Consider the following 14,016-nt stretch of genomic DNA (forward strand, 5'->3'; position numbering starts at 1 on the left):
CTTTGTTGAATATTTAATAAATAAATAACATTTAACTGATAATTCTGCGGCATAATAATTGGAAAATTAACGGAAATTCCGAGGGGCTATGAGGAAAAAAATTCAACTTATACCGTCTGGTATTGCACTGGTAGATAATGCCTGGAGTGGGTTCTACCGGGGCGGTACTTATCTTTTAATCGGACCTCGAAAATCCGGAAGGACACTAATCGGTCTTCAATATGCGATGGAGTGCGCACGTCAGAAAGAGGTTTGTCTCTACTTCACAAGTATGAGACCGAAGGATCTTCTTATCCACGCTGCATCTATAGATTTTGATCTGCAGCACTATATGAACCAGAACCAGATTATTGTAGTCAGAGTTGCGCCCCCGGGCAATCTGGCTGAATCAAATAATCCTGATCCTTTTCTTGCTGAATATCTCAAAGATATAGTTACTGTTGTTGAACAATATCAACCTACCAAAATAGTCTTTGACGAGCTTACACCTTTTATAGGGTTTAATGATGTAAATCTGCTCCAGGAAGTTTTCCTTCAAGCAACAGAGAGCATTGAAGAAGCATCGATTACAAGTTTATTTATTATTGGCGATCCTGCAACGCAAGGAGCCAGAACAATTACAGATGCTCTCGCTGCATATTCAACCGGTGTAATCTATCTTCAGAAAAAAGAAGATTCGCACAGACGTACACAAGGCGGCAGGATGATCATTACTCCGAACGTTGGTCATACCGAAGGTCAATTCAAAGCAGATTATCACATAGAACCATACAAAGGAGTTACAGTAGATTTTGAAGACAATAAAGATGTTGTAACCTCACCAAAAAAATATTCACGAACCGGCGATACACGTTATCGTTCTTTAAGTGAGATGGAGATTTCCAAGGAGGATATCTTTTTTTCAAATCTTTATACAATTAATGACTTCAGCCTGATTGTGAATAACCAGATTGCTCTTTTCAAAAGTACTGGTCAAGTATTCACAATGGTTTCATTTAGGCTTGATATGAGCGCGGAAACCAAAGGTATACTTACCCTGAATCAGCTTCAGAATGCAATAAGATTATCAACCGACAGAAAAGATAAGATCTGCGCAATGAAAAATAAAATTGTTGTTCTTATGACTAAAGAAGATCAAAAAGGACTAAACAGTTTACTTGCAAAGATTCGCAGCAACCTACCCGGAACAGATCCGGTTTACCTCAACAAAGCAATGCAATATATCTCTGTGTTTGCTGCAATTGTAAATGACAAAATTGAAAATGCGGATGATATGTTCCAGCAGCTTCTTGTTGATGAATCACAGGAAAAAGATCAGCCCGGATATTATTAACGGAAGATAGATGATCAAAAAAATAATCATCCTGTCTCTCTTAATTTATTCTATCCTTTTACCGCAGACTAATTCTGATGCGTTACGTCGTGAAGCACTTGACCATATGAAATTTGAAAGATATGGTGAAGCTATTGATCTGCTTAACAGGTACATTTCTGCAAACCCACGAAAAACCGACGGATATACATTTAGAGCTTTCTGTTATGAAAAGAGAGGTCTATATGAATCTGCTGTTTACGATCTGAGAACTGCTAACAAAATTAATTCGTCCGATAAATCAATTAATGAAAATCTATCCAGGGTCACTGAAACATGGTATGCATTGCTTCATAACAGGATAGCAGGATACAAGCGTGAAATAGCGATTGATCCTTCAATAGCCTCCAACTATCTTGAAATCGGCAAAGCATATAAAAATCTTGGTAACTGGTCGGAGGCTGAAGTCTGGTATGATAAGTACCTGACAATGGAACACGCATCATCAGATGAAATTCTTCGTTACTGTGAAATTCTGGCAGCATTAAATAAAATATCCAAGGGTGAACCAATTCTTAAAAAATACTGTGAACTAAATCCGGATGATCATAGACTGTGGTCGAGATATGGATATTTCACTCTGTGGCTTGGTAAAAATAAAATTGCAATTGATGCTTTTGAAAACTCTCTTAAATTCCGTCCATATTTTAAAGAGGCACTCGATGGACTTGCGCAGGCAAATGGTAAGGGCTTTACATACCTGGTCAATGATACAACAAAAAGAAATTACAGCACTGCCTCCAATAAAGGATATGCGATTGACAACTATATCCGGCGTTTGAAAAATAATCCAAACGATAATGCAACAAGAATATTGTTGATAAAAGAATTACTCCATGCAAACAGGTTTAATGAAGCTGAATCAGAACTTAAAGAACTTGGGAAGGATAAAAACTTCAAGAAAGAATTTGAACAGTTAGGTGCTGATCTGAAATTAAAGAAATCAACTTATTATAAAAATCATATCTCAGATTTAAAAGAAAAGTATGAAAGCAATAAGGAAGAGAAAGTTCTTCTTAAGCTTACGGCGGCATTTGTAAATATGAATGATTATTCATCCGCAAAAAAATATTATGAGGATTTTCTTTCAGCTTACCCGAATTCTGAAGCCGTTAGGTATCAGTTTGCAGTTCACTCAGGATGGTTTATGGATTACTGCACAGCAGGTGAGCAGATAGCAATACTCAACAGTCTTTTTCCTGAAAATACTGATTACAAATTGTTGAAATTAAAGTACTCTATTTGGACAGATCAATTCTCCAGCGATTTAATTACTGTTATAAATGAAATTCAGGATAAACAAATAAGTAATTCTGAATTTGAAGTGATTGCCGCGAATATTCTTGTAAAATTAGAAAAACCTGATCAGGCAGAACATTATATCCGGTTGGCAGAAAAAAATAACCCGCAGGATCCCCAGTTGGAACTTCTTAAAGGTCACCTTGAAAATTTAAGATCCAAAATTGAAGACAGAAATCTTTTTTCACTACTTGAAGAAGCACGGACAGCGGCTTTCCATAGGAATTGCATTAAAGCGATCGATCTTTATAAAAAATATCTTACCGCCCAGCCGGATGAATTGAATATCTTGCGGGAATTATCATCCTCATACGAATGTGACGGAAATTATAATAAAGCAATTTCAATTTATACTCAGATACTTGATAAAGAATTTTCTTTCACCGATGCACTTCAGCGAGCAAAACTTTATCTATGGAGCAGGGATTCTGTTTCTGCTTTAAGGGAATTCAAAAAACTTTATGCTGAAAATCCGGATAACAATGAAGTTAAACTGTTGCTTGGGGATGCATACTTAGCAAACGGTCTTGAACTAAATGCAAAAAACATTTATTCCGAAATGTTATTGCAAAATCCAGGTTCTTACATAATTAAAAAGAGAATGAATTGGCTTTCACCCGATGATGATTCTAATTCAAATAAATTTTTTACCAATTTAATGTTAATACCCGAAGCAAATTTTTTTAGTGATAATATAAGTCTGAGATACAAGACCCAGGGAATCGGTTTGCAGGTAGGATTAACGAAATTTATTGCAGCAGGAATTTCATTTTACAACGGAGATTTAAGATCTGATTCGGGTGATACAGATTTTAATATTATCAAAGGCACAGTTTATCTTAAATTAAATCGAATTGTTTCAGCTACAGCCGGTTTCGGCAGGACAAGATTTGAAAACGAATTTAACAGCAATATAACAGAAGTCTCTTTACGTGCTGAAGATGAAATGAAGTACACAATAATTGCATCATTTAATTCTTCTGATGCCAGCCACATTATGTACTCTCCGTTTCTTGTCGACGAAAGATTGAACGCAAAGAACTATTCTTTGAACGCAAAATATTTTGCGACAACAAATACTTTTCTTGCCGGAAGATTTATGTATAATTCTCTTTCAGATTCCAATGATGGATATCATCTTGATCTGAAGCTCGGTGAAAATTTTAACAACAGAATTTCCGCAGGGTATGTATATTCGTTTATTGATTATAAAAATAGATCGCTGCTTTACTGGAGTCCGGAAAATTTTGAAGCTCATAGTTTATGGGCTGACTGGAAATTTATTTCAAACAAAGAAACAGAAGCAGTGATCGGCGGAAAAGTCGGAATAATACCAGAGAATGATTTTATCCTGAGAGAAATTTCCGGTTCATTGAGCCATAAATTTTTCGATAAACTAACACTTCGACTCAGAGCTTCAGCAGGAAGCACAGTCAGACAGGAAACCGGTTATAGTTCAGTATCGTTTGGAATATCCGCGTTCTGGTCATTCTGATAGCATCTCTAAAATATGAGGGTGATTCAGCTATAGGATAACTATTGTTAATCGATCAACTTGGATTTAAGTGTTGTTGTTCTACATTGATACAAAATAATGAGCGTATCCAATAGTGCTACAAGTCGTTTTAGTTTTAGTTGAATCTAAAATCAAATAATGATGTTTTTGGTGGCATTATTATTGAAATTTTGCAAAAAAACGCAATTTCATGAAATCGAAAAATAAAGATCGTTTGCGGCGGACTGTTTTAGTTTTTAATAATAAAAGTGAACAGAACTCTGATAATAACTACAGCAGAAAGTATCTTCGCCGGATTATAGTTAGTGGGATGCTTTCATTAATACTATTGATGATTGTTATCTACACCTTACCTCAAACTGTACTTTCCGTCAGCTCATTATTTGAATATGCAACAATTGTTGCGTTAGTAATTTTCCTTTTCATTTTGCTGATAAGATATTTTGCCATTCTTGCAATGGCGTATCTTTATCTGAATGAATACACATTCAAATCAAAAAATGGTTTTCAACCTTTCGTTTCAATAATAATTCCTGTTTACAATGAAGAAAAAGTGATCAGGGAATCAATAAGATCATTACTAGAATTGAATTATTCCAACTATGAAATAATTATCGTTAATGATGGTTCAACAGATAACACAAAAGCAGTGGCAGAAGAACTGGTTGGTTTCAGGAAAGGGAAATTATCAGAAATTAAAATCTCCTTGATAAACAAACCAAACGGCGGTAAAGCAACTGCACTTAACTACGGTATAAAAGTCTCGGACGCTGAATATGTTTTGTGTATGGATGGTGATTCACAACTTTCACCGGATTCAATAAAGATGGCAATACGCCATTTTACAAATCCTGAAATTGGTGCTGTTGCCGGCAACGTTAAAGTTTTGAACAGAAGAAAATTCATTACAGACCTTCAGGCACTGGAGTATATCGAAGGTTTGAATATGGCAAGAAGCGCACAGAGTTTTGTTAAACTTGTTAATATTATTCCCGGTCCGATCGGGTTATTCCGCAAAAAAGCCATTCAGCAGGCAGGTTATTATTCCAGCGACACATTTGCTGAAGATGCAGATCTTACACTAAAGATTTTAGCAAACGGCTGGAAAATTTATTATGAACCTAAATCCATTTCATATACCGAAGCACCTGAAAAAATTCAGCAGCTGCTGAAGCAAAGGTACCGATGGACAAGAGGGATAATTCAGTCAATCAAAAAACATAAAAGATTGATGATCAATCCGACGATTAACTTCGGCGATACAGTAATTTTATGGATGATGTTTTATGAAGCGCTTATCTGGCCGGCAATGAATATCGCAGCAAATTTATTTTTCATTGTAGCCGCTGTGTTCTTTGGTTTTTCATCATTAATATTTTTCTGGTGGGCGGGGCTCGCACTTCTTGACCTGATAACTGCACTATACTGTGTTGCCGTTGAAAAAGAAGAAATCAGATTAATTGGTTACGCAATAATTTACAGGATGTTCTTTATCCTTATCATCGATATTTGTAAAGCTATGTCAACTATAGAAGAGTTCCTTGGTATAAGAATGGGCTGGGGAAAACTTGAACGCCTGGGGACAGCAAAAATTTAAAACTATTTTTATTCCGAAAGGTTTTTATGGAACTGATACCGATACTCTCAACAATAATACTGGTCGCAACCATCAGCACATTTCTGCTTGCGATAGGTGCTTACGTACTTTATAAGATCAGGGAAAGAAGGGGAGAACAATTTCAGACCGTTCCTCCGTCACAAGTAAAAGCTGAGCTTGTAACACCTGATGATGCGAACCTTCCTCAAAGTATTTATGTCGAGCAGCCTGCATACAGTGAGGGCTCACAAATGCATCAGCCGCTGTTCTTAAATTTTGAAGCAGACAGGGAACAGAAGCGTTCACCAAAATCAGTTCAGTTCGATGAAACAGGTTTTGAAACTGTTAAACCCAGAAGAAGTACTTCATATTCGAGATCATCACAAAATAAAAATACAGAAACAAAATTTCTTAAATATACTTCCGAAGGTTATGTATCAACAAAGGAAGATAAAGTTACCGGTGCAATGAAGTGGAGGTAATCACCAAAAAAAAAGGCGGAGTCAGCCATGGACTGATTTTACTTTTCGGTCTTACCATTCTTATTGCTTCAATCCTGATCTATCTCTTCATATTAAAAGGTGTATACGGCAGATTCTCAGCAAATGAACTAATTCCTGACACGGCTGTTTTGAAAAATGCTCTCTTTGGAGAGAAACCTAAAATTGCAGTTCTGTATTCACGATATACTGAGAATATGCTTCCGGCAGGCAGCACCTGGCTTAATGATAACATAATCACCTGGCGTAAATTTTTAAACAATACCCGTTATGATTATGATGTTATTTCAGATACTGATCTTGAAACAGGTGACATTTCACACTACAGCCTATTAGTTCTTCCGGGTTCAAAATCACTAAGTGACAGAGAAATTATTCGCATTAAAAAATTTATTGATGCCGGCGGAAGTATCTTTGCAACAAGCGGTATTGCATCATATTCAAATGACGGCAAATGGCGAGGCTGGGAATTTTTATCTGAAATATTTGGAATAAAATATTCGAAAGAAATTTCTAATGACGCAGCAACCAAAATTCATACATTGCGAGGAGGACTTAATTTAACCGCAAATATTCCAACCGGATTTCCTCTAAGAGTTGCGACCTGGGATCTGCCCATCGCTGCCGAAGTTTTAGACCCAAGATCAACACAAGTAAGTTTCTGGTATAACTATAAACTCGAAGGGGGATTATCACGCGAAGAAATTAAGCACAGTGCCGGAATTGTCAGCGGAACTTATGGCAGCGGAAGATTTGTATGGATGGGTTTTGAAATTAACTCAGTAATCGGAGTGCAGGAAGATTACGTTTACTTTGATCGGTTGTTTAACAATTCAATTAATTGGCTGACATATCAACCAATAGCTTACATAAAAGACTGGCCTGCTGATTTTAAAAGCGCCGCGATGATTACTCCTATGACTGGATCTGACCTGCAGAATACGGAGAATCTGTTAGAAGTACTTTCATCCGAAAAGGTAAAAGCATCTTTCATTGTTGATCCTTCTCTTTTAGCAGTTCAACAGAAATTAAATATTAATCTTAAAGCATATGGTGATATTTCAGCTCTGGTGGATATAGGTTACAGACCAACTGTAACTGACACATCATATAAACTAAATTCCTTACAACTTCAGCAGCAGAAATTAAAAAGTGCACAAAGCAGTCTTGAAAATTATTTTAAAACCGAAGTAAATGGATTCCTTCCTTACTACGGAACTTATGATAATAACACGATACAGGCAGCAGTTAATAATAATTACCAGTTTATTTTTGTCGATTCATTAACCGACCGTTCAGTGCCCAAAACATTACTCGCCGATGGCAAGAGAATAATTGTCTTCACTAAAACCGCGAGAGATGATTATGAAGTTATAAGAGACTATGGATTAACTGAAAAAGAATTTCAATTCTATACTTACCAGGAAGATATTGACAGAGTTTTATTTGAAGGAGGTTTATATATTTTTAAACCTCACAGCGAATATCAATGCAGACCTGAGAACGTAGAAGTTATACGCGATGTAATAAAAGAACTTAAAAGAAAAAATTTCTGGATTGCTACGGCATCAGAAATAGGAAATTGGTATAAGAGTAAAGACAGGGTAGAATTACGCGTTGACAAGAGAGGCAAAACCCGCGTTGTATTAAACGTTTCAAATTCGGGATCAGAAACACTGAATGATCTTGTCGTTGAAGTCGATCTTAATGATAACGCTGAACAAATCTCACTTGATGCAGAAATCATCGGGACCAAACCGGCAAAATTAAAACACTCGCCTGGAAGCAGAATAATTCAGCTTTATGTAGATGAATTAAAACCGGATGAATCACGCACATATTATATAGATTATAACAAACCGAATGTTTAATCAGATGAAAACATTCTTCAAAATATCAATCATAGTACTCTTTGCCTGCGTATCATCTTTCACCCAGGTAACAAAAAATAAAATTGCGCTGGTGATGAGCGATGAATCAAATCGTGTTTCCGCTATTAACCAAAAGAAAATTACAGATCAGGTAACCACGTGGGAATTGTTGTTGATGAAAAACAATATTGATTATGAAGTGTTTTCACAGGACGAAATTATTAATGCGGATCCGGAGAACTTTGATTTTCTTATTGTTGCAACTGACTTGACCTTTTCAGAAGAGCAATGGGACGCGCTAAAAAGTTTTGCTTCAGTTTCCGGTGGAATTTATTTTTCATCAAAGATCACAGTTGATGATAAAGATATAAAATTGAACTTTGTTCAATGTATAAAACAGTTGACCGGACTCGCAATTTCTGAATATAAAAATTCAAAAAAATTATCTGCGAGACAGGTTTTCACAGGAAGTAACAGATTGACAAAAGACATTAATGATGGTGAATCAATACTGCTTTCATTGTCAGATGAACTTTATTTATCAGATGAAGGAAATTCAAATTCATATCATATCGGTTATCTAGATAATCCGGAATCAAATGTATCAGCGTCTTCTATTGTGTATGGCTATCATGAAAACTTTAAATACGTATGGACCGGGTTTGATATTACACAAATAATTGGTGGTGTTACTGATTTAATTCTATTCGGCAGATTCTTTAATAATTGTGTCGACTGGTTTTATGAAAACAATTTCACACAGGCAGGAAAAACTTCCGGAATTTCAAAATATCAGCTTTCATTTTCTCCGGTTATCAATGGAAGAATTGATCAGACAGAAAAAATATTATCTGTTCTAAGCGACTCCAAAATAACCGCAGATTTTTTAGTTACTGAAACTGCAGTTGATGATTCAGTGCTCTTAAGCAATTTTATAGGATATGGGAATTTTGGGCTACTTATTCCTGATCTGAATAGTTCAATAGAAAATTTATCAGTGTTATTAAATACACTTGAAAAAAATACCGGCAAAAAAGTTGATTATATAAGCACATATTCTGTAAAAAATGTCATCGCATATAGTGAGCAACTCATTGAATCCGGTATTAATTCTGTATTCATTTCTGAAGGTGAAACCAGATTCACTCCATATTTTTTAGAGGAATCAAGAAATCTTTTGATAATTCCTGAATCCTATTGGCTGGATGTGAGCGAAGGTCAACTTAATAATATTCTAAATAAAGCAGGAAGCGTAAGTGGAAGTTATCATGACGGCTTTATGAATCTCCCAATGAACTTAGATTTATGCGATGAATCGACTATCAAAAATCTCAGAAAATATTTATCCGAATTATTTCAACAGAATTCTGGTAAATCTCATTCTATTCTATCAACGAATATAAGCTTAGTCAATGAATGGTACCGGTTAAAAAATGATGTCAACGTTAAAATCATAAGTGAAAGCAACTCCGAAATAAATATAGAACTAATCAATAAAAATGATTCTGGAGTAGATGATGTATTTTTTCTTATCTCAACAAAATCACTAACAAGCGAACCAATGCTTTATGAAGGCAATCGCGTGAGCAACCTGAACTTTGAATACAATAAATTGAAACAGGAATTAAGAATTTTTGTAGACCATCTTGATGCATATGAGACGAGAAGAATACGTGTTTCATTAAATGAAAATCTTTAATTTATATACGAAGTAATAATCCTTTAAATGTTAGCTGTGGAAACGATAAAAAATCCTTTTAGTAATGTACTTGGAAATATCAAAGACTCATTTATAGTTCTTGATATGAAGGGAAATATTTTATCGTTCAATAAAAGTGCAGCTTCATTATTCTTTCTGCCGGAAACACCGGGAAATTTTCTGGACTACTTAAATCCTGAAACTGCTGAAGATATAAATTCACTGCTGCTTAATATTAAAGAACAAAAGGATCTCCCGATTTCAGCATCATTGCATATGCATTTAAAGTCGGGCTCTGAATTCAATTGTACTGCAATTCTAAATCTTTATTCTGAAGAATCGGAAGATTTTGTGTTGTGTACCTTTTTGCCTGAAGAAAATATAATTCAGTTTAAGAATCGCTCCGAATTAAAAATTAAGACTGAAAATATTCTTTCCCTGATTTCTAATAAAGAAGTGCTTTCAATTCTTGATGAAATAAGAACCCATTTCCCGTTCACATTTGTCGGAAGAGAGAAGATACGCAGGCAGATAGATAAACTGGACGAATACGTTGTCATTAAAGATAAAACAGGAATCATTCTTCTTGCTAACAAAAAATACCTGAATAATTTATCCCTGAATGCAAAGCAGGTAGAAGGAAAGAATGAAAACTTTTTTATCCCGTCATACCTTAACACTTTGTACGAATCTGTGAACAGGTATGTGGTAGACTCGGGAAATTGTTTTACAACAGAAGGAATACCATACCCGGTTTTTCAGCAGGAAGGTTACCAGAATATTTTAATTCCGTTGAGTGATTCCGGTAACCGGGTTGCGGCAATAATATCTCTGACACAGGAAATAAAACCGGAAGCCGGAAGCGGAAACAAGTCAGCAACCTCCCAGGTACAAACTGCACTTGATGAAATTCCTTTGGCAGTACTTGTGACTGACAGGACGGGAATGATAAGAAATGTAAATGCTGATTTTTGTAATTTATTCTCGATTAACGTATCAAATATTACTAAAGAAACCCTCGCAACTTTAATTTCAAAGCGGTTTCATGATAGTTTTGCGGAATTTGTAAACGGTACTGAATTTGAAATAACATTTAATTACAAGTTCAGATCCGTAAACGCAGACAGCGAAGAAAAGATATTTATAAAGAATGTTAAAATTAAACGACAGAAAAATAATTCAGGAGAAGAGGCTTTCTGGTTCTTCTTTTCAGAAGCTGACCGGGAAGATGATCTGGAAAAATTAATAAAGAGAAGAGGAAGAATGTTTGAAGTATTAATTCAAAAAAACCCTGAACCGGTTTTTGTTTATGACAAAGAAAACCTGCGCTTTCTTGAAGTGAATGATGCGGCACTTCAGCTTTATGGTTATTCGCGTGAAGAATTTCTTCAAATGGATCTTACCGACCTTTATACGCATGAAGATATTCAGACATTACTTGATTCTTCCAGCAGCGCGATGAAAGAAGGAGTCTTTCACGGACCTTTCAGGCATAAAAAGAAAGACGGCACTTCAGTATTTGTTGAAATCAGTAAAACTTCATTTTCATTTTCCGGTAAAGATGCGCACTTCAATATAATCCGCGACGTTACCAGGCGTCTTGATCTTGAACTTCAATCACAGTTATTTAAATCAGCTTTTGATAATTCCAACGATCTTATTTTTATCACTGACTCTACAGGCTTCATTACATTTACTAACCAGGCGGTTACCAGACAATTAGGTTATACAAAGGATGACCTTCTAAAAAGTTCCTTCACTGCCATAGTCATTAATGATGAAAGAGGTACAGTCAATAAACAGATATTTCAGGCAGGGCTGAAGAAAACGGAAACGATTTCGGCAAACCTAAAATCAAAAAAAGGGGATTCTGTTGAAATAATACTTGCCGCCACTCCGGTTTTTAACTATCGGAATGAAATTGAATCATACAATATTGTAGGCAGTAAGATTCAGGAGTTTAAGACAGGTTCTGCTGATGAAATAAAATCAGTTTCACCGGAAAGCGGCATTGCTACAGATTCAGTTTTTCTTTCAAGTCTTTTTCATGAAATACTTACTCCGATGAATGTGATACTTGGATTTGTCCGTGAGTTAACTGAAAGCATGGAAGTAATGACTCCTGAGCAAAAGGAAGCTGCGGAGATTATCGATCAGAACAGAAGCAGTTTATTAAGTACAATGAACCTGATAATTGAGTACACAAATATTCAGCGGAACAATTTTGAATTTAATCCCGAAGAATTAAGTATAACTCAGATCATCGACGGGCTTCAGCAGGAACTTTCAGCTATTACACAATCAAGAGGAATTGAACTGGCGTTCGGTAAAATATCTAACTCATTAAAGTTTACAAACGACAAACAGAAGTTCCAGATATTGTTGTCACTCCTCGTTAAAATTGTTACAAGATTAAGTAAAGAGAAGAAAATTTATCTGTCAGCCTATCAGCACAATGAGGATTCGTTTATTGTGGTTGTAAAGGATAACTACTCGGAAATTTCTGATGTACTGAGTCAATCATTAAGCTCTCTTTTCCAGGGAGAAGAAAGTCTCATCATAAAAGATTTCGGAATACCCAAACTAAATTCACGTCTTGCAAAAATATTGTTAACCATGCTCGGCGGAAAATTCGCAGCATTTGAAAGCGACACAGAGAACTATGAATGTGGTTTTACATTCCCTCTGTTACATACTGCGGCAGTTCTTCCCGCTAAAGATGAAAAACCTGTTAAGGTAAAAGACGCTGTTGCTGATGAACCTGTTCAGTTTGATGAATCGTTCGATACTAAAAATTACCGCAGCAACATTTCAACAAAACATTCGGATGACCTTAATACTGAAGAGAAAGAATTCAGCGAAACAATTGTCGGGACAATTGAAAAAGACAATAAGTACAACAAGTTGTCTACTGTTGACCTTTCACAATTAAGCTGTCTTTACATTGAAGACCAGGTTGATTCACAAATCCTGTTCAAAGTTCAGTTGAAAGAATTAAGAGAAATTAAATTTGCAGTTAGTTTTGAAGAAGCGCTGCCTCTTCTTGACCAGCATCATTTTGATTTTATCGTTATGGATATAAATCTTCAGGGCGAATACAACGGTCTGGATGCTTTAAAGATAATCCATAAAATGCCTCAGTACGAAACCATACCCATTATTGCTGTCACGGCTTATGTATTACCCGGCGATAGGGAAAAATTTATCACTGTTGGTTTTAATGATTTTATCTCCAAACCGATTTTCAGAGATAAAATGCTGGAATCACTGGAGAAGATTTTTTAATCCCGGTTTCAGTTTCTTTCTAAAAATTTCCAGAAAAAACTTTTAGCAGATATTGACTATTCATATCTGCTTCTTTACATTTCACCATACAAATGTATGGTATTGTTAAGAGCAAGATAAAGATTAAGGCTAAGAGTAATATTTCAATAAAATCGTGATAAAAACGTTAATCTTTTTTTTAATCTTAGCTTAACTCTGCCAGCGTAATTTAACCGGAGTTTCAATTATGAAAAAAGAACTGACAGAAGTTCAAAGTAAAATCCTTGATTATCTTATCGATCAGAAAGTATCGAAAGGTATGCCGCCTACACTTGCAGAGATTGCTATAAAGTTCGGCTATAAAAACCGTGCAACGGCTCAGCAGCATTTGCAGGCAATAGAAAGAAAAGGATACATAAAAAAGAGTCCTAAAATATCGAGAGGTATTGAACTTAACTTAGAAGATAAGTTTTTCATTCCCCGTCCTGTCCTTGGTGAAGTTGCGGCGGGCAATCCGCTTACAATTTATCCGGACGCAATTGATACTATCGAACTGCCGACCATTGCAAGGATGCCCAAAGATTCTTTCCTGTTAAGAGTTAAAGGCGACAGCTTAAAAGATGCATACATTTTCAGCGGAGATATTGTTATTGTTAATCCAAATCTTGAAGCAAAGGACGGGCAGATTGTAGTTGCAATACTTGATGATGCCGCGGTAGTGAAAAGATTTTATAAAAAGAAAAATGAAATAGAATTAGTTTCAGAAAATCCTGAATACAAACCGATTGTAATTGATAAGAAGTATGCGTCATTCAAAGTAGTAGGTACTGTTGTAGGTGTTTACAGGAGTATGGGAAAAAAGGCAGGGTGAAATTTATTAATTGAAAAAGAAATCTCA

Annotated in this window: 8 protein-coding genes; all 8 read left to right on the forward strand. The window is 35.6% G+C overall.

Translation table 11 applies throughout. From position 1 onward, the window contains the following. The first annotated feature begins 88 nt into the window (after positions 1–88). On the forward strand, positions 89–1,333 hold the full coding sequence (locus IPM56_05485) for a hypothetical protein (protein QQS37409.1): 1,245 nt from the start codon (positions 89–91) through the stop codon (positions 1,331–1,333). Between the two features lie 10 nt (positions 1,334–1,343). Further along, entirely contained in the window at positions 1,344–4,166 is a 2,823-nt protein-coding gene (locus IPM56_05490; protein QQS37410.1) for a tetratricopeptide repeat protein, read from the forward strand. Between the two features lie 352 nt (positions 4,167–4,518). Next, positions 4,519–5,784, forward strand: coding sequence for a glycosyltransferase (locus IPM56_05495; GenBank protein ID QQS38229.1), 1,266 nt, complete (start codon positions 4,519–4,521; stop codon positions 5,782–5,784). A gap of 26 nt (positions 5,785–5,810) precedes the next feature. After that, positions 5,811–6,266 (forward strand): hypothetical protein, encoded by a 456-nt coding sequence (locus tag IPM56_05500; protein ID QQS37411.1) that lies wholly within the window; start codon positions 5,811–5,813, stop codon positions 6,264–6,266. Then, positions 6,257–8,155 (forward strand): hypothetical protein, encoded by a 1,899-nt coding sequence (locus IPM56_05505; protein ID QQS37412.1) that lies wholly within the window; start codon positions 6,257–6,259, stop codon positions 8,153–8,155. Before IPM56_05500 ends, IPM56_05505 begins: the two co-directional genes overlap by 10 nt. 4 nt (positions 8,156–8,159) lie before the next feature. Further along, complete coding sequence (locus tag IPM56_05510; GenBank protein QQS37413.1) at positions 8,160–9,854, forward strand: hypothetical protein; 1,695 nt, start codon at positions 8,160–8,162, stop codon at positions 9,852–9,854. Positions 9,855–9,881: 27 nt separating this feature from the next. Beyond that, the gene (locus tag IPM56_05515) at positions 9,882–13,139 is read left to right on the forward strand and encodes a PAS domain-containing protein (GenBank protein ID QQS37414.1); all 3,258 of its coding nucleotides are present in this window, start codon (positions 9,882–9,884) and stop codon (positions 13,137–13,139) included. Between the two features lie 226 nt (positions 13,140–13,365). Then, the gene (gene lexA / locus IPM56_05520; protein QQS37415.1) at positions 13,366–13,989 is read left to right on the forward strand and encodes a transcriptional repressor LexA; all 624 of its coding nucleotides are present in this window, start codon (positions 13,366–13,368) and stop codon (positions 13,987–13,989) included. Positions 13,990–14,016 lie beyond the last annotated feature (27 nt).

The organism is Ignavibacteriales bacterium (genome assembly GCA_016700155.1).
Classification (GTDB): Bacteria; Bacteroidota; Ignavibacteria; order Ignavibacteriales; family Ignavibacteriaceae.